This is a genomic window from Streptomyces sp. NPDC033270 (assembly GCF_055576575.1).
In genome coordinates this window covers 75,351-101,532 of sequence record NZ_JBVIRA010000020.1, presented here as the reverse complement: position 1 = coordinate 101,532, position 26,182 = coordinate 75,351, and the positions used below count along the sequence as shown (strand labels likewise).

19 protein-coding genes are annotated in these 26,182 nt (G+C 71.2%); 14 read left to right on the top strand and 5 right to left on the bottom strand.

Annotated elements, in window-relative coordinates; genetic code table 11:
- Positions 1 to 11: 11 nt before the first annotated feature.
- On the bottom strand, positions 12 to 1,577 hold the full coding sequence (purH, locus tag ACZ5XZ_RS25830; protein ID WP_468981995.1) for a bifunctional phosphoribosylaminoimidazolecarboxamide formyltransferase/IMP cyclohydrolase: 1,566 nt from the start codon (positions 1,575 to 1,577) through the stop codon (positions 12 to 14).
- The gene (purN, locus tag ACZ5XZ_RS25825) at positions 1,574 to 2,269 is read right to left on the bottom strand and encodes a phosphoribosylglycinamide formyltransferase (protein WP_468981992.1); all 696 of its coding nucleotides are present in this window, start codon (positions 2,267 to 2,269) and stop codon (positions 1,574 to 1,576) included. Before purN ends, purH begins: the two co-directional genes overlap by 4 nt.
- Before the next feature lie 259 nt (positions 2,270 to 2,528).
- Between purN and ACZ5XZ_RS25820 the strand changes: the two genes are divergently transcribed.
- On the top strand, positions 2,529 to 3,416 hold the full coding sequence (locus tag ACZ5XZ_RS25820) for a hypothetical protein (RefSeq protein WP_468981990.1): 888 nt from the start codon (positions 2,529 to 2,531) through the stop codon (positions 3,414 to 3,416).
- Positions 3,417 to 3,437: 21 nt separating this feature from the next.
- Here ACZ5XZ_RS25820 and ACZ5XZ_RS25815 read toward each other — a convergent pair whose 3' ends face one another.
- The gene (locus ACZ5XZ_RS25815; protein ID WP_468981989.1) at positions 3,438 to 4,949 is read right to left on the bottom strand and encodes a cell division protein PerM; all 1,512 of its coding nucleotides are present in this window, start codon (positions 4,947 to 4,949) and stop codon (positions 3,438 to 3,440) included.
- Between the two features lie 117 nt (positions 4,950 to 5,066).
- Here ACZ5XZ_RS25815 and ACZ5XZ_RS25810 point away from each other — a divergent pair, with 117 nt between their 5' ends.
- Entirely contained in the window at positions 5,067 to 5,903 is an 837-nt protein-coding gene (locus ACZ5XZ_RS25810; protein WP_468981987.1) for a SigE family RNA polymerase sigma factor, read from the top strand.
- A gap of 117 nt (positions 5,904 to 6,020) precedes the next feature.
- Here ACZ5XZ_RS25810 and sucD read toward each other — a convergent pair whose 3' ends face one another.
- Positions 6,021 to 6,905 (bottom strand): succinate--CoA ligase subunit alpha, encoded by an 885-nt coding sequence (sucD, locus tag ACZ5XZ_RS25805; RefSeq protein ID WP_468981985.1) that lies wholly within the window; start codon positions 6,903 to 6,905, stop codon positions 6,021 to 6,023.
- Between the two features lie 20 nt (positions 6,906 to 6,925).
- Positions 6,926 to 8,101 carry an ADP-forming succinate--CoA ligase subunit beta gene (sucC, locus tag ACZ5XZ_RS25800; RefSeq protein ID WP_468981983.1) on the bottom strand — a complete coding sequence of 392 codons (1,176 nt, stop codon included), beginning with the start codon at positions 8,099 to 8,101 and terminating at the stop codon, positions 6,926 to 6,928.
- 760 nt (positions 8,102 to 8,861) lie between these two features.
- On the opposite strand from sucC, the gene ACZ5XZ_RS25795 reads away from it, so the two are divergent.
- The 12 genes from ACZ5XZ_RS25795 to ACZ5XZ_RS25740 all read left to right on the top strand — a co-directional run bounded on the left by ACZ5XZ_RS25795 (position 8,862) and on the right by ACZ5XZ_RS25740 (position 26,165).
- On the top strand, positions 8,862 to 10,709 hold the full coding sequence (locus tag ACZ5XZ_RS25795) for a phage tail sheath family protein (protein ID WP_468981980.1): 1,848 nt from the start codon (positions 8,862 to 8,864) through the stop codon (positions 10,707 to 10,709).
- 40 nt (positions 10,710 to 10,749) lie between these two features.
- Positions 10,750 to 11,274 (top strand): phage tail protein, encoded by a 525-nt coding sequence (locus ACZ5XZ_RS25790; protein WP_136741012.1) that lies wholly within the window; start codon positions 10,750 to 10,752, stop codon positions 11,272 to 11,274.
- 53 nt (positions 11,275 to 11,327) lie between these two features.
- Positions 11,328 to 12,098, top strand: coding sequence for a T4 family baseplate hub assembly chaperone (locus ACZ5XZ_RS25785; RefSeq protein ID WP_468981978.1), 771 nt, complete (start codon positions 11,328 to 11,330; stop codon positions 12,096 to 12,098).
- Positions 12,091 to 12,855 (top strand): hypothetical protein, encoded by a 765-nt coding sequence (locus ACZ5XZ_RS25780; RefSeq protein WP_468981975.1) that lies wholly within the window; start codon positions 12,091 to 12,093, stop codon positions 12,853 to 12,855. Before ACZ5XZ_RS25785 ends, ACZ5XZ_RS25780 begins: the two co-directional genes overlap by 8 nt.
- Positions 12,856 to 12,916: 61 nt before the next feature.
- Positions 12,917 to 14,017, top strand: a complete 1,101-nt coding sequence (locus tag ACZ5XZ_RS25775; RefSeq protein ID WP_468981972.1) for a Pvc16 family protein — start codon at positions 12,917 to 12,919, stop codon at positions 14,015 to 14,017.
- Between the two features lie 5 nt (positions 14,018 to 14,022).
- The gene (locus ACZ5XZ_RS25770) at positions 14,023 to 16,011 is read left to right on the top strand and encodes an ATP-binding protein (protein ID WP_468981969.1); all 1,989 of its coding nucleotides are present in this window, start codon (positions 14,023 to 14,025) and stop codon (positions 16,009 to 16,011) included.
- A complete protein-coding gene (locus ACZ5XZ_RS25765) occupies positions 16,002 to 16,331 on the top strand; it encodes a hypothetical protein (protein ID WP_468981967.1) in 330 nt (109 codons plus the stop codon). Before ACZ5XZ_RS25770 ends, ACZ5XZ_RS25765 begins: the two co-directional genes overlap by 10 nt.
- Entirely contained in the window at positions 16,328 to 23,275 is a 6,948-nt protein-coding gene (locus tag ACZ5XZ_RS25760) for an eCIS core domain-containing protein (protein ID WP_468981964.1), read from the top strand. The genes ACZ5XZ_RS25765 and ACZ5XZ_RS25760 overlap by 4 nt, the downstream gene beginning before the upstream one ends.
- 14 nt (positions 23,276 to 23,289) lie before the next feature.
- A complete protein-coding gene (locus ACZ5XZ_RS25755; protein WP_468981961.1) occupies positions 23,290 to 23,982 on the top strand; it encodes a hypothetical protein in 693 nt (230 codons plus the stop codon).
- Positions 23,979 to 24,647, top strand: coding sequence for a hypothetical protein (locus ACZ5XZ_RS25750; RefSeq protein ID WP_468981959.1), 669 nt, complete (start codon positions 23,979 to 23,981; stop codon positions 24,645 to 24,647). Before ACZ5XZ_RS25755 ends, ACZ5XZ_RS25750 begins: the two co-directional genes overlap by 4 nt.
- Entirely contained in the window at positions 24,644 to 25,030 is a 387-nt protein-coding gene (locus ACZ5XZ_RS25745; RefSeq protein ID WP_468982162.1) for a LysM peptidoglycan-binding domain-containing protein, read from the top strand. Before ACZ5XZ_RS25750 ends, ACZ5XZ_RS25745 begins: the two co-directional genes overlap by 4 nt.
- On the top strand, positions 25,023 to 26,165 hold the full coding sequence (locus ACZ5XZ_RS25740) for a hypothetical protein (protein ID WP_468981957.1): 1,143 nt from the start codon (positions 25,023 to 25,025) through the stop codon (positions 26,163 to 26,165). The genes ACZ5XZ_RS25745 and ACZ5XZ_RS25740 overlap by 8 nt, the downstream gene beginning before the upstream one ends.
- Positions 26,166 to 26,182: the final 17 nt, after the last annotated feature.

The window sequence follows — 26,182 nt, the reverse complement described above, 5'->3', positions numbered from 1 at the left end:
ACGGCGGCGGATCAGTGGAAGAAGTGCCGCGTCCCCGTGAAGTACATCGTCACGCCGGCCTTCTGCGCGGCCTCGACGACCAGCTCGTCGCGGACCGAACCGCCCGGCTGGACCACGGCCTTGACGCCCGCGGCGGTCAGGATCTCCAGGCCGTCCGGGAACGGGAAGAACGCGTCCGAGGCGGCGTAGGAGCCGCGGGCCCGCTCCTCGCCCGCACGCTCGACGGCGAGCTTCGCGGAGTCGACGCGGTTGACCTGGCCCATGCCGACGCCGACCGAGGCGCCGTCCTTGGCGAGCAGGATCGCGTTGGACTTCACCGCGCGGCACGCCTTCCAGGCGAAGGCCAGCTCGGCCAGTTCGCCGGCGGGCAGCGCCTCGCCGGTGGCGAGCGTCCAGTTCGCCGGGTCGTCGCCGTCGGCCTGCAGCCGGTCGGTGACCTGGAGGAGCGCCCCGCCGTCGACGGCCTTGACCTCGACGGGGTTGGCCGGCGCCCCCGGGGCGCGCAGCACCCGGATGTTCTTCTTCCGGGCGAGGATCTCGACCGCGCCGTCCTCGTAGTCGGGCGCCACGATGACCTCGGTGAAGATCTCCGCGACCTGCTCGGCCATCGCCACGGACACCGGGCGGTTGACGGCGATCACGCCGCCGAAGGCGGACAGCGGGTCGCAGGCGTGCGCCTTGCGGTGCGCCTCGGCGACATCCGCACCGACCGCGATACCGCAGGGGTTGGCGTGCTTGATGATGGCGACGCAGGGCTCGGTGTGGTCGTACGCGGCACGGCGCGCGGCGTCCGTGTCCGTGTAGTTGTTGTACGACATTTCCTTGCCGTGCAGCTGCTCCGCCTCGGCGAGGCCGCCCTCGCCGTTGACGTACAGCGCGGCGCCCTGGTGCGGGTTCTCGCCGTAGCGCAGCACGTTCTTGCGCTCGTAGGTGGCGCCGAGGAAGTCGGGCAGGCCCGACTCGTCGGCGGCCGCGTAGTCCTCGGCGAACCAGGAGGCCACCGCGACGTCGTAGGCGGCGGTGTGCCTGAACGCCGCCGCGGCGAACCGCTTGCGCAGCTCCAGCGTGAAGCCGCCCTCCTTGACCGCCTGGAGGACCGCGGCGTACGCGGCCGGGTCCGTGACGACCGCGACGGAGGGGTGGTTCTTGGCGGCGGCGCGGACCATCGACGGACCGCCGATGTCGATCTGCTCGACGCACTCGTCGGCGGTGGCGCCCGAGGCGACGGTCTCCTTGAACGGGTAGAGGTTCACGACCACCAGGTCGAACGGCTCCACGCCGAGGTCGGCCAGCTGCCGGCGGTGGTCCTCCAGGCGCAGGTCGGCCAGGATGCCGGCGTGCACCTTCGGGTGCAGGGTCTTGACCCGGCCGTCGAGGCACTCGGGGAAGCCCGTCAGCTCCTCGACCTTGGTGACCGGCACCCCGGCCGCGGCGATCTTCGCGGCCGTCGAACCGGTCGAGACGAGCTGGACGCCCGCCGCGTGCAGCCCCTGCGCCAGCTCCTCCAGCCCGGACTTGTCATAGACGCTGACCAGCGCGCGACGAATGGGCCGCTGGGTGCCTTCGGTGGCGGTCACGAGATACGTACCTTTCGTCCCTCAATGCGGTAGCCGTGCCGGGCCAGCAGCCCCACGACCTCGACGAGCAGCGATCGCTCGACTTCCTTGATGCGCTCATGCAGCGCGGATTCGTCGTCCTCGTCCCGGACCTCGACCACGCTCTGCGCGATGATCGGGCCGGTGTCGACACCGTCGTCGACGAAGTGGACGGTGCATCCGGTGACCTTCGCGCCGTACGCGAGGGCATCGCGTACGCCATGGGCACCGGGAAAACTCGGCAGCAGCGCCGGGTGGGTGTTGACGATCCGGCCGCCGAAACGGGCCAGGAACTCCTTGCCCAGGATCTTCATGAAACCGGCCGAGACCACCAGGTCCGGCTCGTACGCGGCGGTCGCCTCGGCCAGCGCCGCATCCCACTCGGCGCGGGTGCCGTAGTCCTTGACCCGGCAGATGAACGTCGGCAACCGGGCGGACTCGGCCCGCTCCAGGCCCGCGATGGCGCCGCGGTCGGCACCGACGGCCACGATCTGCGCGCCGTAGGCGTCCGGACCCTGCTCGGCGATGGCGTCCAGCAGCGCCTGGAGATTCGTACCGGAACCGGAGACCAGGACGACGACGCGGGCCGGACGGCCGAGCGGGGTCCCCCCTGCGCGAGCGGAGTCGCCGGCGCGGGGCTGGGCGGGCTGGGCGGGGGCTGGGGACGAAGCCACGGCGGGGCTCTTTTCCGATCTCGCGTGCGTGGAGCTCACAGGCTTTGTGTGGTCGTACAAGGCCGCGGGTACCGCAAATCCAGGGAACCCTACGAAGGCGCCGACCGTCAGCAACGATACCGGCACACCGAGCGGCCCCCGCGGGACGGGGGCGGGGACGGAAGGTAGCGTCGGGCGTAAGACTGCATGCAGTTCGTGGTAACCGACCGCCGGTCACTTGGCCCGCGTACGGACGAGACAAGGGGAAGACGCACTCCAGATGACGGACCGACGCCGCCGCGCGGCCCTCCTGCTCCCTCTGCCCGCCACCGCCCCAGGGGTGGTGCTGCTGCGCGAGCGCAAGCCGTCGGCCTCGCAGTCCGCCTCCCCGGGATCCGCGGGCACTCCGGGCCCCGACCGCGACGACAACCCCTTCGCACCACCGCCGGCCGACGCCCCCGACCAGGAATGGCGACCGCGCCACCCGGCCCCGGACGCCCAAGGCCGCGACCGGTCCCCGGGTGACGGCGGCGGGGACGGCGAGCAGCAGCCTCAGCAGGACGAGCCGACATCCGGCTGGGGCAGCCAGTGGAGCCCCCGGCAGCCGGGCCGGCAGAGCGGCGGATTCGGCACCCGGCCGGGCGGCCGCAACGGACAGCAGGGCGGCCCCGGCGGCCCCGGCAATCTGCGCTGGGACCCCACCGACCCGGCCCAGCGCCGCGCCCGCTACGCACTGCTGGCCGGTATGTGGTCGTTCTTCTTCGTGCTCTTCAGCCTGCCGGAGGTCTCCCTGCTGCTGGCCGCGCTGGCGCTGTACTGGGGCGTCAGCTCCCTGCGCGCCAAGCCGAACCCGGCGAAGGCGGCCGCCGCGGCGACCACCGCCGCCATGGAGGGCAACCCGCCCCCCGGCGCCACCGCCACCGGCCCCGGGCAGCACCCCGGCGCCCCGCCCGCGCCCGGCTCCACCCGGCCGCAGACCACCGCGGCGATCGCGGGGCTGGTGACCGCCGCACTGGCACTGGTGATGGTGGCCGCGACCTTCACCGTGCAGATCGTCTACCGCGACTACTTCACCTGCGTGAACGACGCCCTGACCCAGTCCGCCAGCAAGTCCTGCGAAAACCTGCTGCCGAAGGAGCTGCGCCCGCTGCTGAGCGTGCAGGAGTAGCTGAGCGTGCAGGAGTAGAGGTCACGGGTCGGCGTCCGTCTCGGCACCGGACGCCACCTCGCACTCCCGTGCCGCCGGTTTCGCTGCCCCGGTCTCCTGTGGCGGATCGGCCTCGGATGCCGTGCCGTCCGCGTCCCCGGACACCGCCTTGGGGTCCGCCCCCGGTCGCCCGCGTAGCCACCACATCCGTAGCCCGACCGCGCCCGGGACCCCGATCAGCGCGGTCCAGCCCGCCGCCGCCAGGCCCGTGCGCCACCAGCTCGGGCCGAAGTCGGCGAGCGCGCCGGTGCCCAGCGCGCCGCCGGCCAGGGCCGCGAGTGCCGCCATGAGGGCGCCGCAGACACCGGCCGCCAGGGCCGCCGCGCAGGCCGTCGTCCACCACGACCAGGGGCCGCCAGGGCCGGCGGTGCACAGGTCGCCGCCCACCGAGGGCGCGGGCGACGCCGCCGCGCGGGCCACGTAGCGGGCCAGCAGTACGCCGGCGGCCACCGGGACCACGGCGGCCGCCCAGGTCAGCGGGGTGCCCGGGCCGGGGGCCGAGAGTGCACCGAGGAGCGGCAGCGCCGGGTGCGCCGTGGCACCGAGCGGTCCGATCGTGCTGCCCGCGCCGAGCGTGAAGCCCGGGCCCAGGCCGTACGCGGCGCCCCAGGCGGCCGCGTTCGGGAGGAGGAAGAGGCACAGCAGCAGCACCGTGGCGCGGCTCTGCCAGTCCGGCGCCAGCTGCACCAGGTCCCGGTACACCTGTCCGGCGTGCAGGCCGAGGACGAGGAGGGTGAGCAGCGCGCCGGCGGCGAGCAGGGCGAGGGCCGCGGTGCCGGCGGCCCGACGGGCAGCGGCGAAGCGGGGGCCGCGGAGCATGGCCCGCAGGCGGTCCGGCGCCCTGTCCCAGGCCTGCCGGACCCGGTCGGGCAGCAGATCGGCGCCGGCGGGCCCGAGGAGGGACCAGGCGGTGCCGGCCAGGGTGGCGACGGCGAAGGCCGGTACGCACAGCAGGACGCTGACCGGCTCGGCGACCAGCCCGCTGGTCGAGGCGTAGAGCAGTACGGCGCCCGCGACCAGCAGATAGCCGGTGAGCAGCGCGCCGAGCAGGGTGCGCGGCGCGGCCGGTACGGCGAGGCCGACGCCGCCGCCGGGGCCCGTGGCGCCGCCGACCGCGGGCGGCCCGGTGTGGCCGGCGGCGGTCGCCAGGGTGTGGCGGGCGGCGCGGTGGAGCAGGCAGACCGGGAGTACGGCGAGCAGCAGCGGGGTCACGGCGACCGGGGCGGGCGTACCGGACTGCGTCGCGGTGCGCACCAGGTCGCCGCCCTGGGCCAGCAACCACAGGTCGGCGGCGAGGTGGAGCGCCCTGGAGGGATCGCTGCCGGGGTAGGGCGAGGCGACCCACAGCAGCAGTACGGCGACCGCGAGCGCGCCGAGGCCGAGACCGGCGGCCGTCACCCCGCCGAGGAAGGCGGCGCCGATCGCGGAGGACCGCTGGGCGGCGATCCGGCCCTGCGAGGACAACGTGGTGCCCCGGTCGGTCAACTGGCTCACGCGGTCATGCTGCCAACAACACCCGTTTCATCCTTGTACTGGGCAAATGATCGACGTGTCGCGCATGTCGCGTGTGTCGGTGGGGATCCGCCGACACCGCTTTCCACACTGCTGTCCATGACTCCGCCGTCCACGACTCCGCGCGAGCAGAACCCGGCCGCCTCCGCCTTCGACGATCTCCACATCCGCCATGCCGCGGCACTGGCCCGGCAGGCGTATCTGCTCACCGGGCGGCCCGCGCTCGCGCGGCGGGCGGTGGAGCGGGGCTTCCGGCTCGCCTGGCAGCGATGGCCGGCCGTGGCGGTGGACCCGGATCCGGCGGGGTGGGTGCGGGCGGCGGTCTACGAGTACGCGCTGACGCCGTGGCACCGGCTGGTTCCCTGGCTGCGGACGGCAGGGAAACCGCAGCGGCTGCCCGGGGCCGTCTCAGCGGCGGACCGTGCGCTCCTGGAAGCGGTGCTGGACCTGCCCGCCGTCCACCGGCGGACGCTGCTGCTGCACGACGGGGTCGGGCTCGGGCTGGACGCGACCGCGGCCGAGACCGAGGCGAGCGCCGCGGCCGCGGCCGGGCGGCTGACGCAGGCCCGCCGGCGGGTCGCCGCACGGCTGCCGGAGCTGGTGCCGGCGGGGCGGCCCACGGTGGCACAGGGCTGGCCCGGCGAGGTCCTGCGGCCCCGACTCGCCGGGCTGATGGCGAAGGAGGCCGGGGTGCCGGCCGATCAGGAGGCGACCCCGGCGGCGGCCGCGCGGCGTGCACGGGCCGGCGGCGAGTGCAGCGCCCGCCGCACCACCCGGGCGGCGCTCGCGCTGACCGGGCTGTTCGCGCTGCTCACCCTGTTCGTGGGGATCGCCGCGCCGGACCACTACGCCCCGCCGCACGACCGGCGGCCGGGGATCACGAAGTCCCCCGCGCTCACGGCCCGGGAGGCGCGCCTGGCCCCCGAGGCCCGGTGAGGCCGCGGGGCCAGGCCGCCCGGAACGGGCACGGGCCCGTACCCACCAGGGGTACGGGCCCGTGTCCGTGTGCACTGCGCCGCAGGACGGGTCCGGCGGTGCGACGGGAGGCGCGGGTCAGCCGACGAGGATCTCGCGGGCCAGACGGGCGGTCTCCGACGGGGTCTTGCCGACCTTGACGCCGGCGGCCTCCAGGGCCTCCTTCTTCGCCTGGGCGGTGCCGGAGGAGCCGGAGACGATGGCGCCGGCGTGGCCCATGGTCTTGCCCTCGGGCGCGGTGAAGCCCGCGACGTAGCCGACGACCGGCTTGGTGACGTTGGCCTTGATGAAGTCGGCGGCCCGCTCCTCGGCGTCGCCGCCGATCTCGCCGATCATCACGATCAGGTCGGTGTCGGGGTCGGCCTCGAACGCGGCGAGCGCGTCGATGTGGGTGGTGCCGATGACCGGGTCGCCACCGATGCCGACGGCCGAGGAGAAGCCGATGTCACGCAGCTCGTACATCATCTGGTAGGTCAGCGTGCCGGACTTCGACACCAGACCGATGCGGCCGGGCTTGGTGATGTCGCCCGGGATGATGCCGGCGTTGGACTGGCCGGGGGTGATCAGGCCGGGGCAGTTCGGGCCGATGATCCGGGTCTTGTTGCCCTTGGCCTTCGCGTACGCCCAGAAGGCGGCGGAGTCGTGGACCGCGATGCCCTCGGTGATGACGACGGCCAGCGGGATCTCGGCGTCGATCGCCTCGACGACGGCGGCCTTGGCGAAGGCCGGCGGCACGAAGAGGACGGAGACGTTGGCGCCCGTCTCCTCCATCGCTTCCTTGACCGAGCCGAAGACCGGGACCTCGGTGCCGTCGAAGTCGACGGAGGTGCCGGCCTTCTTCGGGTTGACACCGCCGACGATGTTGGTGCCGTCACCGAGCATCAGCTTGGTGTGCTTCATGCCAGTGGCACCGGTCATGCCCTGGACGATGACCTTGCTTTCCTTGGTGAGGAAGATAGCCATGGTTTAAGTGTCCTCGTCCCTTACTTCGCAGCCAGCTCGGCGGCCTTGTCGGCCGCGCCGTCCATGGTGTCCACGCGCTGGACCAGCGGGTGGTTGGCGTCCGACAGGATCTGGCGACCCAGCTCCGCGTTGTTGCCGTCGAGGCGCACGACCAGGGGCTTGGAGACGTCCTCGCCCTTGGACTTGAGCAGCTCCAGGGCCTGGACGATGCCCTTGGCGACCTCGTCGCAGGCGGTGATGCCGCCGAAGACGTTGACGAACACGGACTTGACGTCCGGGTCGCCGAGGATGATCTCCAGGCCGTTCGCCATGACCTCGGCGGAGGCGCCGCCGCCGATGTCGAGGAAGTTGGCGGGCTTGACGTTGTTGTGGTTCTCACCGGCGTAGGCGACGACGTCCAGGGTGCTCATGACGAGACCCGCGCCGTTGCCGATGATGCCGACCTGGCCGTCGAGCTTGACGTAGTTCAGGCCCTTGGCCTTGGCCGCAGCCTCGAGCGGGTTGGCTGCGTCCTTGTCCTCCAGCGCCGCGTGCTCCGGCTGGCGGAACTCGGCGTTGGCGTCCAGGGAGACCTTGCCGTCGAGGGCGAGGACCTCGCCGCTGGCGACCTTGGCGAGCGGGTTGACCTCGACGAGGAGCGCGTCCTCGGCGATGAAGGTCTTCCACAGGGTGACCAGGACGTCGGCGACCTGGTCGGCGACCTCGGCCGGGAACTTCGCCGCGGCGACGATCTCCTGGGCCTTCTCCTTGGAGACGCCCTCGTTGGCGTCCACCGGGATCTTGGCGAGCTTCTCGGGGGTCTTCTCCGCGACCTCCTCGATGTCCATGCCGCCGGCGACGGAGGCCATGGCCAGGAAGGTGCGGTTGGTGCGGTCGAGGAGGTACGAGACGTAGTACTCCTCGGCGATCTCCGGCGCGGTCTCCGCGATCATCACCTTGTGGACCGTGTGGCCCTTGATGTCCATGCCGAGGATGTCCCCGGCGCGGTCCACGGCCTCCTGCGGCGTGGCGGCGAGCTTCACACCGCCGGCCTTGCCGCGGCCGCCGACCTTCACCTGCGCCTTGACGACGGACTTGCCGCCCAGCCGCTCGGTCGCCTCGCGGGCCGCCTCAGGCGTGTCGATGACTTCACCGGCCAGCACCGGTACACCGTGCTTGGCGAAGAGGTCCCTCGCCTGGTACTCGAACAGGTCCACGCGCGTCCGTCCCTTGTCTTCTCAGAATCGCCGTAGTGATCGCGGTTCGTTGTCTGCGATGGGCGTGCCGCGAAGGGCAACGTGACGGCGCTGTCACTGAGGGAGGCGTACACGGTGTCCGGATACGCGGCATGTCCGTCTCGCAGGTTATCGCCGCTGGACCTGCGGCCCTAAATCGCAGATCACACTCTGGCGGTGATTACGGTCACAGATCTTTTGGCCGAGTTACGCCTCCGTGGGATTTCCGCATGTTGGCGGCCGGTTTTCGGTGACCCTTCTGGTAGGGCGCGGGCTCCGGTGCCGCTCGCCGTACACCTCCGCTTCGGATGGTGTTCGGCAGCTCCTCCTGGTACGTCCCCGGGCGCCCGGTCTCACGTCGTTCCGGTTCCGCAGATGAGGGCATCCGCTTGCGAAGAAACCCGCGCGGCACCGTCACAACACCTCCGCAGGCGGTGTCCTGAAAGGTCTCTTGACCCGTCAACTCCCCACGGCAGAAACTGCGTTGAGCACTCACACACACATACGCATCAGGAGTCACAAGCTTCGGGCTTGGTCCCGTGCGGGCCGGTCGACAGACCGCTCGGCACCGGGTGCAGACGGGGGAACTTGATGGGTAGCGGGGGGATGCGCGGCCGCGGGCAGCGGGCGGCCGCGGGCTCTTCCGTACCCGCCGCCCCTCCCCCTTCTTCCCACCACCCCTCCCAGCTTTCTCGATTTCTTGGTGTCGTCACACCTGGTGCCTGAAGGGATTGGAGGGGGAATGCCGACACATACGACCTATCCCGGCGTTTATGTCGAAGAGCTTCCCAGCAGCATCCGCAGCATCACCACCGTCACCACTTCGGTGACCGCTTTCGTCGGCCACACCCGGCGCGGCCCGCTCAACCAGCCGGTGCGGATCACCAGTTTCGCCGACTTCGAGCGCCGCTTCGGCGGGCTGACCTCGCAGAGCCCGGTCGCCTACGCCGTCCACCAGTTCTTCGGCAACGGCGGCACGGTCGCCGTGATCGTACGGGTCGCCAAGGCCGGCAGCGGCAAGGAAGCGCACGTCACCCTGGAGTCCACCGAGGGCCACAGCCAGTGCCCGGTGCTTCAGGTGCACGCCAAGGAGCCGGGCGTGTGGGGCTCGGGCCTGCGGGTGGCCGTCGACCACGACTCTCCGTGCCCTGAGGAATCCTTCAATCTGCACGTCCTGGACGCCCACGGCACCGCCCGTGAGTCCTTCTCCGGCCTGTCCATGGATTCCTCCCACGGCCGCTACGCCGAAACGGTGATCAACGCGGGGTCCGCGCTGATCCGCGTCGAGGTGGTCGGCGAGGGCCGTCCGGACCCGTCCGGCACCGTCTCCAAGACCTTCCACCACGAGCTTCCCGACCTGGCCGTCGACCTCACCGTCAAGATCGGCGAGGTGGAGCGCGAGTTCACGCTCTACGATCCGGACTGCGACGGCGCGGCGCCCTGCAACGTCACCGAGCTGGCGCTGCTGCTGGAGCACAAGCTGCGCGCGCTGCCGGACGCCCCCGGCAAGCACGCCTTCGCGGGCGCCGAGGTCACCGCCTTCGGCCGCCGCATCCAGGTCGTCGCCGGCTCGACGGACCCCGACGACGTGGTCCGCTTCCTGGGCGAGTGCGCCAACGACCTCGGCCTGGAGGCCTCCGTCAACCCGCCCGTCTTCCCGCTGTGCGGCGGCGAGGACGGCGATCCGCCCGGCCCGCGGGACATCATCGGCAGCGAGGCCCGCAAGAGCGGCATCCAGGCGCTGCGCGACGTGCACGACGTCAACCTGCTCGCGCTGCCCGAGCTGGCCGCGTACGCCGACACCGAGGACATCGTCACCGTCCTCTCCGCGGCCGAGCGCCTCTGCAAGGAGCGGCGGATCTTCCTCCTGGTCGACGCGCCCGCCGCCTGGGGCAGCGTCGACGCCGCCCGGGCCGGTATCACCGCCTTCGACCCGGTCCGCGGCAACCACTCCGCGCTGTACTTCCCGCACCTGCAGCTCACCGACCCGCTCTCCGGCCGGCTGCGCTCCTTCCCGCCGTCCGGTGCGGTCGCCGGCGTCATCGCCCGTACGGACGGTGAGCGCGGGGTGTGGAAGGCGCCGGCGGGAACCGAGGCCCGGCTGGCGGGCGTGCACTCCCTGACGGTCAGGCTCACCGACCGCGAGAACGGGCTGCTCAACCCGCTGGGCATCAACTGCCTGCGGACGCTGCCGTTGGCCGGCCCGCTGGTGTGGGGCGCCCGTACGCTGCAGGGCGCCGATGCGCTGGACAGCGAGTGGAAGTACGTACCGGTGCGGCGCCTGGCCCTGCACGTGGAGGAGAGCCTGCTGCGCGGGCTGCAGTGGGTCGTCTTCGAGCCCAACAACGAGCAGCTGTGGCAGCAGATCCGCCTCAACGCCTCCGCCTATCTGCACTCCCTCTTCGAGAAGGGCGCGTTCAAGGGCGGCACTCCGCGCCAGGCGTACTTCGTCAAGTGCGACAAGGACACCACGACGGAGGCGGACATCGACAACGGCGTCGTGAACGTCGTGGTCGGCATCGCGCCCGTCAAGCCCGCCGAGTTCGTGATCGTCAAGATCCAGCAGATGGCCGGCCAGTTCGACCTCTAGCGGCGTACCGGAAGCAGGAAAGGAGAAGTGAAGGAATCCGATGGCTGAGTTCCAGATCAACGCCCATCGCTTCGACCCGTACAAGAACTTCAAGTTCCTGGTCCTGTGGGACGGTCGTACGGTCGCGGGCGTCAGCAAGATCAGCCCGCTGAAGCGCACCACCGAGGTCGTCAAGCACCGGCACGGCGGCGACCCCAGCTCCCCGCGCAAGTCCCCCGGGCGCTCCGAGTTCGAGGGCATCACCCTGGAGCGCGGGGTCACCCACGACCCGGAGTTCGACCGCTGGGCCAACAAGGTCTGGCAGGTCGGCGCCGGTCTCGGCTCCGAGGTCTCGCTGGCCGACTTCCGCAAGGACATCGTCATCCAGGTCCTCAACGAGGCCGGGCAGGTCGCCGTCTCGCACAAGATCTACCGCTCCTGGCCGAGCGAGTACCAGGTCCTGGGCGAGATGGACGCCAACGCCAACGCCGTCGCCATCCAGAGCCTGAAGCTGGAGTGCGAGGGCTGGGAGCGCGACTACGAGGTCCCGGAGCCGGAGGAGCCGTCGTTCACGCATCCGGCGTGAGGCGGCGTCGACGGCGAGCCACCACAGCACCGAAGCACCGGACGAGGTGAGGAATGGCGGTCACCGGGCCCGCTGAACTGCTGGCCACCTGGGAAGCAGGGCTGGCCCAGCAGGGCGGCGGCCGGGCCCTGTTGCTGCACCGGGCGGCCCGCTCGGGAGCCGACACCGACGCACTGCTGTCGGTGCCGCTCGGGGAGCGGGCGGCCGATCTCTTCGCGCTGCGCCGGGCGCTGTTCGGCGACCGGATGCAGGTCACGCTCGACTGCGCGGATCCGGACTGCGGCGAGGCGATGGAGTTCGAGCTGGACGCTACGGCGATGGGCGCCCGGCCGCGGCTGCCGGAGGGCGGTCTGCGGGTGGCGGAGGACGACTGGGTGGTGCGCTTCCGGCTGCCCAGCCCCGCCGATCTCGCCGCCGTCGCCGACCTCGCCGCGGTCGCGTCCCTGGCCGACGGTGCCGCGGACGCCCGGCGGCTGCTGGGTGCCCGGTGCGCGCTGTCGGCTCGGCGGGGCGGCCGGACGGTCGCGCAGGAGGAGTTGGCCGCACTGCCCGAGCCGGTGCTCAAACGCTTCGCCGAGGCGGCCGAGGAGGCCGATCCGGCCGCCGAGGTGACGCTGAACATCGCCTGCCCGGAGTGCGGTACGGCCACCCCGGCGGAGCTGGACATCGCCGCGTACCTGTGGACCGAACTGGACGCCTGGGCGCGCGATGTGCTCCTGGACGTCCATCTGCTCGCCTCGGCCTACGGCTGGAGCGAGCCGGAGATCCTGGCGCTGAGCCCGCTGCGGCGCCGCTACTACCTGGAGCTGTGCGCAGATGCCTGACCTGGCCGACTACTTCGACCGGCTGCTGGCGCGGCATGCGCCGGCGGCCGGGGGCGCCGTTCCCGGCGTGCCCGGCGGCGGCCCTGCGGACGGACCCCGGCGCATGCTCGTACAGCCCCGGCTTCCGGGCCCGTTCGAGCGCGTCGAGGCGCTGCGCGGCGCGCCCGCGGAGGCGGACGAACCGGCTCCGCTGTATCCGCAGGCGCCTCGGACCTCGCCCTTCGGGGGTGAACAGGTCCGGTACGAGCGGGAGATCAGGACCACGGAGCGGCAGACCGTGGTACGCCCCGAGGCCACGCGGGACGCCCCCGCGGACCCCGTCGATCCGGTGGCGCGGCCGGCGACACCACTGCTGCGGCCCGCGGCGGCGGTGGAAACCGGGCCGCGTACCGCCGCCGCCGAGGTCGTGCGCCCGCAGCGGGGAGTGCGGGCGTCCGGGGAGGACGGGTCCGCCCGCCGGGCGGCCGCCCCCTCGCCCCCGCCCGGCAGGAACGTCGCTCCCTCCGCTCCGGCCCCGGTACTGCGTCCGCGTACCGAGGCGGTGACGGCGGCCCGCGATGCCACCCGGGCCACGGCCGCCGGGCGGCGCGGGCAGCGCGGCGCCGAGCGGGTGGTGCACGTACAGATCGGGCGTCTGGAGGTCAGCGCGGCCGGCGCCGAGCGCCCCGCGGCGGGCGGGCGGCCGCCGCGCCCGCAGCGCGGCGAGCCGTCGCTGAGCCTCGCGGACTATCTGGCGCGCGGGGGAAGGGCGAGCTGACGGTGACGCACAGGGCGATGTGGCCGGCGCGGATTTCAGGGATTTCAGGGGGACGGACTTCATGAGCAACGCACTCGCCGTCGCGACGGTCACCCAGGCCCTTGCGCTGCTGATCGAGCACAATCTGCACCCCGAGATCGATATGGCGGTCTCGGTCGAGACGCGCAAGCCGCCGGCCGATCCGCCGACCGACCCCACGATCACGGTCTTCCTCTACCAGGTCACCCACAACCCCTCGATGCGCAACAACGACCTGGTCACCCGCGCCTCCGACGGGACGCTGCTGAAGCGGCCGGCGGCCGCGCTCGACCTGCACTACGTGATCAGCGCCTACGGCGAGGAGACCGAGCTGGTCGGGCAGCGGCTGATCGGGAGCGTGGTCCGCACCCTGCACGAAATACCCGTACTGCCCCCGGAGTTGGTCGAGGAGGCGGTGCAGCGGCCGTATCTGGCGGGCAGCGACCTCGCCGAGTCGCTACAGAAGGTCCGCTTCACACCGACCCAGATGGACGTCGACGAGACCTCCAAGCTCTGGGGGATGCTCCACAACACGCCGTACTCGCTGTCGGTCGTGTACCAGGCATCGCTGGTCCTGCTCGACGGCCATCAGAAGCCGAAGCCGGCGCGGCCGGTGGAGCGGCCGGAGGTGACGGTGCTGCCGTTCGGGGCGCCGGGGGCGCCGCAGCCGCCGAGCACGAGGGGAACGGCGGACGCCTCGGTGCCGCCGGGTGTGGTGGCGTCGGGGAGTACGGCTTCCTCGGATACGGATACGGATACGGATACGGCGTCCAGGGCGGCCGCGGAGGCGAAGGGCGGCGCGCCGGCCGGGGGCGGGAAGGGCGCGGGGGCCAGGACTGCCGGCGCCGGGGGCGGGGACGCCGAGGCGGGCCGGGCCGACGGGGCCGGGGGCCGGGCGCGGGCGGGGCGTGCGGCCGGGGCGTCGACGCGGGCGGCGCGCAAGGCCGCGGCGAGTGTCGGGGGCAGCCGGGCCGCCAAGAAGGCGCAGCCGAAGCGGGAGGCGCAGGGAAAGCGGGAGGCGCAGGGAAAGCGGGAGGCGCGGGCCGAGCCCGACGCGTCGGCCGAGAACCCTGACTCCGGCTCGGGTTCAGGTTCCGGCTCCACCGGCTCCACCGGCTCCACCGGCTCCGGCAAGGAGGGCTGAGCGGGGTGAACGATGTCACCGAGGGCGACCGGACGACGGACGGCCAGGCACTGACCGCCGCCCTGGCGGCCGTCCTCGCGCGTCTCGACACCCACGCCGCCCGTGCCGCCCGTACGCCTGCCGAGCCCGCCGACCAGCCCGCTGAGGAGAGCGCCGACCAACCCGCCGACGAGGGCGCCGACCAACCCACCACGCTCCCCGCCGCGCTGGAGGCCCTCGTCTCCTGCTTCGGCCTCAGTGACTTCGAGCGGGACCTCGTGCTGCTCGCCGCCGCGGCGGAGCTGGACCCGACCACCGCGCCCCGGTGCGCCGCCGCGAGCGGCCACCCGGACCGGGCGTACCCCACCTTCTCCCTCGCCCTGGCCGCCCTGGGCGCCCCGCACTGGAGCGCGCTCACCCCCGTCGCCCCGCTGCGTCGCTGGCGCCTGATCGAGCTGGACGACGAGACCCGCCTGACCACCACCCGGCTCCGCCTGGACGAACGCATCCTGCACTTCCTGGTCGGCTCGCCGTACCTGGACGCCAGGCTGCACGGCCTGCTGCGCCGCACCACCGCTCCCCACACCCTGCCGCCCTCGTACGACGCGGCCGCGGACCGGGTCGCCGCGGGCTGGGCGAACGCCGGGCCGGACTCGGCGCTCCGCGTCGAACTGATCGGGGCCGACCTGCGCACCCGCGCCGACATCGCCGCGACGGCCGCCCGCCGTTCGGGACTCGGCCTGTACTCCATGGCCGCCGGCGACCTACCCGCCGACGCCGCCGAACGCGACCGCCTGGCCCGCCTCTGGCAGCGCGAGGCGATCCTGCTGCCCGCCGCCCTCCTGATCGAAGCCGACGAGATGGACCGCGACCAGCACGCCGCGGCGGACGCCTTCATCGCGGGCGCGGCCGTCCCCCTGGTCGTCTCCAGCCCCGACCCGCGCCGGACCGGCCGGCCACGCGGCCGGCGGGTGACCGTACCCAAGCTGAACGACGAGGAGCAGCTGGGACTCTGGGCGGACGCATTCGCCGACCTCCCCGAGCTGACGCCAGGTCATTTGCGGTCCCTCGTCGCCCAGTTCCAGCTCCCGCCGCACGTCGTACGGTCGGCCGCCGCCACCGTACGCCGCGATCTGCCGCAGTCGGACGGGCTCGACGCCGCCGGACTGGCCTGGCAGGCCGGCCTCACCGAGGCCCGGATGGGCCTGGACGAACTGGGCCGCCGCATCGAGCCGCGCGCCGGCTGGGACGATCTGGTCCTCGCCGACCGCCAGCTGCGCATCCTCCAGGAGATCGTCGCCCACGTACGCCGGCGCGGCACGGTCTACCAGGACTGGGGGTTCGCCAAGGCGCTGCGCAGCGGCCTGGGCGTCACCGCGCTCTTCGCGGGCGGCTCCGGCACCGGCAAGACCCTGGCCGCCGAGGTCATGGCCAAGGAACTGGGCCTGGACCTGTTCGTCATCGACCTCTCCCAGGTGGTCAGCAAGTACATCGGCGAGACGGAGAAGAACCTGAGCAGGGTCTTCGACGCGGCCGAGCGCGGCGGCGCACTGCTGCTCTTCGACGAGGCCGACGCGCTCTTCGGCAAGCGCAGCGAGGTCAAGGACAGCCATGACCGCTACGCGAACCTGGAGGTCAGCTATCTGCTGATGCGGATGGAGGCGTACCGGGGTCTGGCCGTGCTGACGACGAACATGAAGAAGGCGCTGGACTCGGCGTTCATGCGCCGTATCCGCTTCGTCGTGGACTTCCCCTTCCCCGGCGAGAAGGAGCGCGCGGAGATCTGGCGCCGGGTGCTGCCCGCCCAGGCTCCCCTGAAGGGTGTCGAGCCCTCGCTCCTCGCCCAACTCACCGTCGCCGGCGGCTCGATCCGCAATATCGCGCTGTCGGGCGCCTTCCTCGCCGCCGAGGAGGGCGACCGCCTCCAGATGCGTCACATGCTGGCGGCGGCCCGTACCGAATACCTGAAGCTGGAACGCTCCTTGGCGCCGTCGGAGGTCCACGGATGGGTCTGAGCGAGGTCGGGAACGAAGCGCGGAAGCCGGCAGCCGAGCCGCCGCCGCGCTCCTTCCGTATCGACATCGGCGAACTGGTCCTGGACGGCTTCGATGCGGCCCGGATCGATCCGGACCGGGTGTCGGCGGCCTTCCAGGCCGAGTTGACCCGGCTCGTGCGCGAGCGCGGCGTACCGCTGGCCGCGGACGGGACGGGCGTGGCGCTGGACGGCCTCGCCGGGCTGCCGCCGCTGCCGGCGACCACCTCTCCCCTGCGCCTGGGGGAGGCACTGGCCCGCGCGGTGCACGCGGGGCTCGCGGGACGGGGGGATCCGCAATGAGTACGGCGCAGTCCTCGACACAGGACAGCCGGTCGGCCGCCGAGGACCGGCGCCGCAAGCGCAGGGAGCGCTCGGCCAAGGCCCGCGCCCCGGAGCCGAAGGACATCGTCAGCGGCGCCGGCCAGCCCCTGGACCTGAGCGTCCGCCGCGAGCTGGAGGAGCAGCTCGGCCACGACTTCGGCCAGGTCCGTCTGCACACCGACCGCGACTCCGGGCAGCTCGCGGAGCTGATGGGCGCGGACGCCTTCGCCGTCGGCCAGGACATCTTCTTCCGGGAGGGGACGTACCGCCCGGGCACGGCCGACGGGCAGCGCCTGCTCGCCCATGAGCTGCTGCACACGGTCCAGAACCCGCACGGCCTGGGCGCGTTGCGGGCGGGCCGCGACCTGGGCGCGGTCAGCCTTCCGCAGGAGGCGGTCGAGCGGGAGGCGGAGTCGGCGGCCCGGGCGTCGGTGCTGGGCGCGCTGCGGGACTCCGTATGGGAGGAGCCCGCCGCGGAGGTCGAGCCGGGGCAGACCACGCCCGGCTGGCTTCGTTACGCGACGGTCGACGCCGACCGTCGGCGTTTCGAGCAGCTGGACCCGGCCACGTTGGTGGACCGCCTCGCCAATGGTGTGCTGCGCTCGCTGCGCGGTGACCCCGAGGACCTTTCGGGCCGGGTGCGGCTGCAACTGGCGCGGCTGGCGCCGGAGGTGCAGGACGGCGTGCTGGACCGGCTTGAGGTGCGGCTGTCCACGCCGGACCTGGAGCGGCTGTATGCGCTGGTCGAGGAGGTGGAGCAGGCCGGGCAGCTGCCGTTGGACGCGGCCGCGGCTCCCCAGGCCGTGCCCGACGAGGCCGAGGCGATCCGGCAGGAGCGGGCGCAGCGGGCGGCCGACGCGCGCGACGCGCGCGAGCGGGCGGAGCAGGAAGGCGACGACCGGCGGAAGCGGCAGCAGCGGCGGAAGGACTCCGATCCGGCCGGCGACGGGGCTGCCGTGGAGCGGGGCGGGCGGTCCGAGGCCGGGTCCGCCGCCGGTGGTGCGGCGAAGACCCCTTCACCGCAGACCGCTGCGGCGGCGCCGGAGCGGCCGGCGGGGCAGTCCCGGGACACGGCCGGGGCGCAGCAGGAGTCGCGGGCCGAGGAGAAGCAGCAGGACTCCGACGCCGCCCGGCAGCGCTCGCGGCAGGACTCGACGGGCGCGGCCGGCGGCAAGGAGGACGGCCCGGACGCCGGCCGGCAGTCGGAGCAGGCCGCTCAGCAGGGAGTGGAGGACGCCGGGGACGATCGCGCGGACCAGCAGGCCGCCGAGGAGCAGGCGGCCGATCCCGAGGAGCTGGATACCAGCGAGGCGGAGCCCGGCGAGAAGGACCGGACCGGCCGCGGCGCCGACGTGCGCCGCGCCGGCGACCCCGACAACGAAGCGGACGCCGACGACGAGCCGCTCGGCCTCGAAGAGGAGCCCGCGGACCTCGACGAGGACGACGAGGACGCGGGCGCCGAGGAGGGCGACGAGGACGCCGACCTGGAGGCGGCGGACGACGAGGCCGCCGCGGACGCCGAGGAGTCCGGGCCCGAGGACGGCCTCGACGGCTCCACCAGTGCCGCCGCGGGCGCGAAGAACGCGCAGAACCAGCAGAGCGGGGGCGACTCGGCCGGCGGTGGGAGCAAGGGCGCACCCGGCGTTCTCAACTCCCCGGCCGGCGAGGATCAGTCGGCGGCGGCCTTACGTCAGGCGGAGAGCGAGTCCGGCGGGTCCGCCGACGGGAACGCCACGGAGGAGGGCGAGTCCGGCGACCGGCTCTCCGAGGATCTGCAGACCGACAAGTCCATCGAGCAGGAGATCGGCCCCGAGCCGGACGAGTCGGCGGACGACAGGACCGGCGAGGAGCCCGGGGAGAACAGCACCGATACGACCGATCCCGACGACGCCGAGCGGGACGCGGAGCAGGCTGCGGAGCGCAGGGAGGACGCGGAGGCCAAGCGGCGGGACGAGGCGGCCCGTGCGGCCACGGCCGGGTCCGGCGGCGGGGCGGGGCCTGGACCGGGTGGCGATACGGCCGCGCCGGAGAAGCTGGCGAAGTCCGATGAGGACGCGCGCCGCCAGGCGGTCGGTACGGCTTCGGAGTCCTCGGCTGCGGGCGCCGGCGGCGGGAAGGGCGCGGGGGGCGGCTCGGCGGGTGCCGGGGATACCGGTGTCCAGGCGGCGAGTGCGACGAATGAGGCGAGTGAGGCGTCCGGTGCTCAGGCCGGCGCTCCCTCCGGTACGCACACCGGCTCGGCCACCGACAAGGCCACGGGCACGACGCACAGCGGCTCGGCCTCGGGCAGCTCGGCTTCCGGCGACGCGGCCTCGACCGCGGGCGAGCGTGCCAAGGACGACCCCGCGACGAAGGACGCCACCGAGGGGAAGGGCGGCACCGAAGCGAAGGACGCCGCAGAGGCCCCGGACGTCACCCAGGGCAAGGGGCCCGCGACCACACCGGGTTCGCCGGCCGGTCCCGACGACCTCTCCAGGGCGGGCTCCTCGTCCCCGGCGAAGCTCGCGGCGGGCGGCGGTCCCGCCGGGCCGATGTCCGCCGGCACGTCGGCGAAGGGCGGAGCCCCCGCGGCCGAAGGCGGACCCAAACCCCGGGCGGCGAAGCCCGCTGCGCGGCCGAACCTGACCGGGCCCAAGCGGCAGGCGGCCCGGCAGGCGGCGAAGGCGGCCGCCGGGCGGGGCGGAGGCGGCGGAGGGGGCCGTACGTCTCCGGCACCGGCGCCGGCGCCGGCACGAGGCGGCGCTCGCGGGGGCGGCGGGGGCGGCCGGGGCGCCGCATCCGGCGCGACGAAAGCCAAGAAGGAGGCTCCGGCCCCCGATGTCTCCAAGGCCACCCCCGAGTCGGGGTTGGCCACGGCGGCCAAGCTCAAGCCGCATATCGCGCTGGAGACGCTGAAGGGCGTCGACGGGGCGGTGGGCAACTCGGTCGGCAAGGAGCGTGCGGCGCTGCGCAAGGCGCCGCCGAAGACGGAGCGGCCGGCCGGCTCTCCGAAGACCGTGCCGGGTGGTCCGAAGGCGGCCGCTCCGGGGACGTACACCCACGCCAAGGTCTCGCGTACCGACGCCGCAAAGGGCGAGACGCCGAAGATCGACGGCGAACAGCGGCCGCAAGGCCAACCGCCGACCGCCGATATGCCGGAGCCGAGCTGGTGGGACATCGGCGTGACGATCGGCGCCAAGCTGCTGGGCAAGCTCCTCAAGGAGATCCTGCCGCTGGACGACCTGATCGACTCGATCCTCGACCTCCCCAGTACGGACCCGGGGATGCACGGCACCAAGGTGGGCGACGCCCCCGGCCTGCCGCTCCAGGACGACTCCGACCCGCAACGCACCGACGAGCAGGGGCTGAAGCTCGACGAGCGGAAGAACGAGCTGCACAGGTCCGGCCGTGAGGACGCCGCCCGGCCGATGGGCGAGGACCAGATCTACCCCGACGTGCCCCGCGAGACGCTGACCGGGAAGGTCCCCGGCGGCAAGGGCAGCAAGGCCGGGAAGGCGGGCGGGCACAAGGCTCCCGGCGGCGGCGTACCGGTCGAGTCCCTCGACGCCGTGGCCGAGCACGACCGCGGCCCGCAGATCCAGGCGGGCTTCACCAGCGGCCGGCAGAAGATGACGGACGAGCGCCGGGCCAAGGACAGAAAGGCCAGGGACGACAAGCAGCGGCACGACCGTGATCTGAAGCGGGAAGTCGACGCCAGCAGCAAGACGCAGGCCAACGAGCGTGAGAAGGGCCAGTCCGAGATCTCCGGCCACCGCGACAAGTGGCGCAAGGAACAGGACGGCAAGGTCGCGGAGATCGACGGCAGGAAGGGCAAGCGGTACGACGACGTCCGCGGCAAGATCAAGACGCGGCAGAAGGAAACCGACGACAAGGTCGACGAGCGCACCAAGAAGGACAACGAACAGATCGACAAGCACCAGACCGGTGCGAAGGAGAAGGCGGAGCAGAAGAAGAAAGACAGCAAGGACAACGCCGACAACTGGCTCGACGGGGCGATCAACGAGCTCAAGTCGTGGTTCAAAGAAATCAAGAAGGCGATCAAGGGGTTCTTCGAAGAAGCTCGGAACGCCGTCACCGGCCTGATCGACAAGTTCAAGTCCGAGGTCTTCACGTTCATCGACAAGGCCCGCGAATGGGTCGTCGAGCGGATCAACGAGTTCGCCGACGACCTGATCGCCCTCGGTGACGAACTCCTCGCCGACTACCCGGCGATGCGCGACAAGTGGCGCAACACCATCAACGGCGCGCGCAACTACGCCGTACGGAAGGTCAACGAGGCCGCCGGCGCGCTCAAGAAGGTCGTCGGGGGGCTGCTCGACGGATTGTCCGACGCACTCGTGGCGGGACTGGACGTGCTGGAAGACGGCCTCATGAAGGCCGTCGATGTCGTGGAGGGCGCCACGGTCGGCGCGTTGGAGTTCGCGAAGGGGGTCGTCGAGGCCCTCGGCGAATGGGCCGCCATCTTCAACGACATCGTCTCCGACCCGGGCGGCTGGATCAGCAAGGCCGGCGACGCGGCACGGACCGGGGCGAGGGAGTACCTCTTCGAGGAGACGAAGTCGGCGGTCAAGAGGTGGGTCAACGAAAAGATCCAGGAAATCACCGGCCTGTCACCCGAGGACTTCCAGGCACTGATCGAAGGAAACGTCTCCGCCGAAGAGATGGGCAAGATGGCCTGGGACGCGGCCCTCCCCCAACTCCCGGTGATCATCGGCGAACTGGTCATCAAGCAGGTCGTGGCCAAACTGATCCCCGGCGCCGGCTGGGCCATGGCCATCATCGACGCCCTCAAGACCGCCTGGGGCGCGCTCAGCAAGATCCTGGCCGCCTTCGGCCTCTTCATGGACTTCCTGAAGGCGGTCAAGAGCGGGAATGCGGCGCGCCCGTTCGCCAAGGCGGTCGCGGCCGGTGTCGTCGCCCTCCTGGAGCTGGTCTACCAGGCCCTGGTCCACGGCATCCAGAAGTACATGGGCAAGGTCACCAGCAAGCTCGGCGAGATGCTCAAGAACATCCGCAGCAAGCGGCGGCCGGGCGGGCACGACGGCCCGGACGAGCCCGGCGCGCCCGGAAACCACGACAAGCCGGGCCGGGACGACCGCCCGGCGAACGCCAACCGGCCCAGCCCGACGGCCGACAAGCCGGGCCCCACCGACAAGCCCAACCAGCGCCCGGTCCCGCGCAAGCCCTCCCCGGACAAGACCTCCCGCCCGGACGACGGCCCCCGCCCGACCAAACGCCCCTCCCCCGAAAAGAAGCCGCGCCCGGCCCACCAGCCCAAGCACAAGAAGAAGCCGGACGAACACGAGCGCCGCGAGGACGGCCGCGAGGTCAACACCGCCCGCCGGCGCGCCCGCGCCGCACAGCGCAAACAGCACGAGGACGACAGGCCCCACCTCAACAAGCGCCGCGGCCCGGCCCGCGACACCCTCCGCAAGAACAACCGCCCGACCAACAAGCGCGACGACGCCCACAAAACCAAGGACCCGCTCCACAAGAAGGACCCCAACAAGCCCGACCTCACAAAGCACACGGACGCCAAGAAAAAGGTCGACACCAAGAAGCGCCCGCCCCGCAAGCCCGAGTCCCGCACCCGCCGCAAACTCCGCCGCGCCCGCCAGACCATCAAGTCCGCCCTGAACAGGGCCCGCCGCGCGGCCCGCCGCCTCTCCGGCAAGGCCCGCAAGCTACGCCACAAGCTCAACAACCGCACACACCGGTTGAGGAACCAGTGGCGGCGGCAGCGGGATCGGTTGCGGCGAAACCACCAGAAGAGGCGGGCCCAACGGCGGGAGAAGAACCGGAGGCGGGAGCCCACCCGCGATCACGACATGCCGAAGGTGCGCTTCCGCAACAGGGACGAAGAAGTGCACACCCTGATGTACCGCGGCAAGGGCCGCGGCGCCGAGTTGGTGGTACGCAGCCAGACCGACCCGATCGACGAGTACCTCAACGGCTGGGCGCAGAAGGCTGGCGAGATCAAGAACGACGCTCAACGTAAGGCCGCCCAACAGGGAGCCGTCCGAGCGGCAAGGGCCGAATACACGCAGATAGAGAATCTGCAGAAGCGGCTACCCGCCAGAGGCACGACGACGAGAAGCGGCGAGGCCGTCTACACGGCCCTGCGCATCGCACTCACGAGACTCGGACGAATTCTGGAAACCCGTGATGACAATCCGGACCATCCGCCGCTTCTCCCGATGATACTCCCGCCCTATACCGACGGCGTACGCGGCGCAGGTTTTCAAGCAACCGGCATCAATAAGACCATCACGAGCCACAAGGGAGAGAAACCCAGCAACAAGTACCCGAATGTCCCGCTCGGATGGAATCTCGTCCCCAACAGCCTGAAAAACGATACAGCATGGGTGCGCATGCACCTCTTCACGGAGAATTTTGGCGGAAAAGCCACGGGCTCGAACCTCGTCCCGGCGCCAGGCCCGTCCGTCAACACCAGATTTGCGTACCGCGTAGAACTTCCAGCATTTAGGGCGATAACAACGATCCCCGCAATCAAGATGATCTGGTTCAATTACGACGTCAGCTTCTACACGGGTCCCGATGAATACTTCCCGAAGAAGATCTCGATGGCATGGGGACCGTACAAGCCGGCAGGAAACACCTGGCGGAAGGAACCCGCAAAGGATCACTACACGCGGGACAACATAGAACGCCCGAATGCCCTAGACCCCAGGTTCGACATCAATGGAAGAGGGCCGGGATCAATTAGGTCCAAATTCGGAGTCGGCCTCGCTTTCGCGAAGGCTGTGAGGGATCAGTCCCCGTATCGCGACATATACCACCTGATCGTGCGACTGAAGAAGTACAAGAAAGACCTGGCCGCAACATCACCGAGGAAGCTCAAGAATTTCGAAAAGGAATTGAAGGCCGTGGTCGACAAGAAGTCGGACATACGCTTTACCTAGAGGATCGAGAAATTATGGCACGCTTCACCGAGCAGGAACTCAGGTACCTCAAGCTCCTGGATGAACTGCAGGAGAAGGGCGAAATCACGGTCTTCTCCGAAGAGCGGGGCAACATCGAGGAGGCCACAGGAGAGGCAGCCGAAGCCTTCTCGCTTATCGCAGAATGGCATGACATTCATCTCTCACCGGAGCTGCAGCATGCATTTCTTCGATTCGACGGGATCTCCTGCCACTGGCGCATGGAGAGCGGCCACACGATCCTGACCGGCGAGTTCTCACTCCGGCACCTGACTGCCGCCATGTTCGCAACCGGGGACACCCTGATCCACGAAGACTGCAGTACGGCCGAGCGTGCTCTTTACTCGGAGTTCCGCATATTCGACGATCACCCCAGAACAGGAGCAGGGACGCTGGCCGCGCTCCGTGTCCAGCCCGACGCGACCGGCCCCACCTCGCCGGAAGTCTGGTACTACGACAGTTCTGACGGTGCGTTCAAACTGGACATCGACTACGCCCAGTACCTCGATGCGCTCCTCATCACCAAGGGAACCAACGGCTGGCAGTACTTGTACGCCGACGTAGACCTGAAGGACAGCGGCTTGGGGAGCGTCGCAGACGACATGCGAAACATGCTCGACGTATTTCCGACACTCTTTCCCGACTATTCGTATGAGCCGCTGAGGCGGCGCCTGGAGGAAAGGCTGTGACCCGCTACGCCGACATCCCCAAGCCCATCCGTTCCGGCATCGTCATTGTCGATCCCGATCTCGGGACGCCGCAGCGGATCATCGTGCTGCAGTTCAATCCGGACACTCTGGAGCGGTCCGTGGCGCCCCAAGCTGCCGGAGGTGAGGGAGACGGCGGCGGAGGTGGGAGTGGTGGGGACAGGAACGAGGCGCTGAGACTCAAAGGGCCGGCGCAGGAGACGTGGAAGTTCACGGCGGAGATTGATGCTACGGATCAGCTTGACGTAGCGGCGCCCCATGGCATCCACCCTCAACTCGCCGTGTTGGAAATGCTCGTGCAGCCGACCACTGCGCAGCTTCGGGCCGCCTCCCATCTCAGCAAGAAGGGGACTATTGAGATCAGCCCCATTGAGATGCCGTTGACGCTGTTCACGTGGGGCAGCAAGCGGGTCATGCCTGTCCGGCTCACCGAGTTGTCGGTCAATGAGTCGGCGTTCGACGTCAATCTGAACCCGATCAGGGCCTCGCTCAGTATCGGGATGAAGATCCTGACCGTGAGTGATCTGCCGGCGGGGCACCGTGGGGCCGAGTTGTACCTCGCGCACCTGGCGCAGAAGGAGCAGTTGGCGCGGGCCGCCCGGGGCGGGAGCTTTGCGGCGCTCGGGCTTGGTGGGAGGGGGATCTGAGGGTGATCGAGCCGTATGAGCGGGCGTTGGACGAGGTGCCCGGGGCGCATCCGTATCCGCGGAGCAGTCGGTACGCCGACGTGGAGATCGGGGTGCATCGCATGCCCGACGGGAGCGAGGTGAAGTACGCCAAGCGGCGGTTGCTGCCGCGGCTGGAGGATGCGGCCGAGGAGACGGTGCCGCACACCGTCAGCAGTGGCGAGCGACCGGATCAGCTGGGGCAGCGGTACTTCGGGGATCCGGGGCAGTGGTGGCGGATCGCCGATGCCAATCCGGTGTTGGATCCGCGGGAGTTGACGGATGAGCCGGGTGAGGAGATAGCCGTTCCGCTGCCGGGTGGGTTCCCGGGCGGGATGGGCGGGCCGGGGGTGCGCAATGGGTGACGACCAGCCCGTTGGGCGGGGGCCCGTTCATGTGTCGCTGTATATGGGGCCGAAGTCCGCGCGGCCGGTGCCGGCAGAGGTGACCGAGGCGTTGTTGTCGGCGCAGATCACGAGTACGGCGGGTGAACGGAGCGGTTTTCAGATCGCGTTTGATCTGACGAAGAAGGGGGCGATCGTTGACCGGTTGTTGCCTGAGGGGTTCTTCGATCCCAAGACTCGGGTGATTGTGGCGGTTTCTGTGAAGGGGACGCCGTTTGTTTTGCTGGACGGGTTGATCGTGCGGCAGGAGGTGGGGGCCAGTAATCAGCCCGGGCAGACGACTCTGACGGTGACGGGGGAAGACCTGACGCTGTTGATGGACCTGGAGGAGCGGGCCGACCGGTATCCGAACCTGGCTCCCTCGCAGCGGATCGAGCGGATTCTGGGGAAGTACGCGGATTACGGGATCGATGCCCGGATTATTCGGGAGCAGATTCCGCAGCCGCCGCGGGAGCAGTTGCGGGTGGATTACCAGGTCGGGACCGATCTGCAGTATGTGAATGAGCTGGCCAGGGCGAACGGTTATACGTTCTATCTCGATCCTGGGCCCGTGCCGGGGAAGTCGACGGCGTTCTGGGGGCCCGAGCAGCGGCTTGGGCAGCGGCAGCACGCGTTGAATGTGAATATGGATGTGAACTCGACGGTGGATCAGTTGACGTTCGCTTACGACGGGACGGCCAGGGAAGAGCCGCAGGCGCGGGTGCAGGACCCGGTGACGCGGCGGGCGCCGTTGCTCGCCCAGCCGGATATCAGTCCGCTGCGGCCGCCGCTGGGGCTGCGGGCCTCGCCGGCCCTGAAGCGGAAGACGTTGGGCGGGACCGCGAAGAGGGATGAGGCCATCGCCCGGGCGGAGGCGCTGGGAAGGGCTGCGACGTCCGCCGATGCGATTTCGGGGTCCGGGTCGTTGGACGTCAATCGGCATGGATATGTGTTGCGGCCACGGGAGTTGGTCGGGGTGCGCGGTGCCGGAGTGACGTACGACGGTGACTACTACGTGAAGAGTGTGACGACCAATCTGCGCCCCGGGTCGTACCAGCAGAATTTCACCCTGTCGCGGGAGGGCCTGATCGCCCGTAGCGGGACCGTACGCCCATAGGCCCGCAAGCCCCCCGT

Coding starts and splice junctions, on each gene's coding strand:
- ACZ5XZ_RS25765 (WP_468981967.1), top strand. CDS start 16,002: ATGGGTCTGAGCGAGGTCGGGAACGAAGCGCGGAAGCCGGCAGCCGAG.
- ACZ5XZ_RS25795 (WP_468981980.1), top strand. CDS start 8,862: ATGCCGACACATACGACCTATCCCGGCGTTTATGTCGAAGAGCTTCCC.
- ACZ5XZ_RS25790 (WP_136741012.1), top strand. CDS start 10,750: ATGGCTGAGTTCCAGATCAACGCCCATCGCTTCGACCCGTACAAGAAC.
- ACZ5XZ_RS25785 (WP_468981978.1), top strand. CDS start 11,328: ATGGCGGTCACCGGGCCCGCTGAACTGCTGGCCACCTGGGAAGCAGGG.
- ACZ5XZ_RS25820 (WP_468981990.1), top strand. CDS start 2,529: ATGACGGACCGACGCCGCCGCGCGGCCCTCCTGCTCCCTCTGCCCGCC.
- sucD (WP_468981985.1), bottom strand. CDS start 6,905: ATGGCTATCTTCCTCACCAAGGAAAGCAAGGTCATCGTCCAGGGCATG.
- ACZ5XZ_RS25780 (WP_468981975.1), top strand. CDS start 12,091: ATGCCTGACCTGGCCGACTACTTCGACCGGCTGCTGGCGCGGCATGCG.
- ACZ5XZ_RS25755 (WP_468981961.1), top strand. CDS start 23,290: ATGGCACGCTTCACCGAGCAGGAACTCAGGTACCTCAAGCTCCTGGAT.
- ACZ5XZ_RS25810 (WP_468981987.1), top strand. CDS start 5,067: ATGACTCCGCCGTCCACGACTCCGCGCGAGCAGAACCCGGCCGCCTCC.
- ACZ5XZ_RS25775 (WP_468981972.1), top strand. CDS start 12,917: ATGAGCAACGCACTCGCCGTCGCGACGGTCACCCAGGCCCTTGCGCTG.
- ACZ5XZ_RS25760 (WP_468981964.1), top strand. CDS start 16,328: ATGAGTACGGCGCAGTCCTCGACACAGGACAGCCGGTCGGCCGCCGAG.
- ACZ5XZ_RS25740 (WP_468981957.1), top strand. CDS start 25,023: ATGGGTGACGACCAGCCCGTTGGGCGGGGGCCCGTTCATGTGTCGCTG.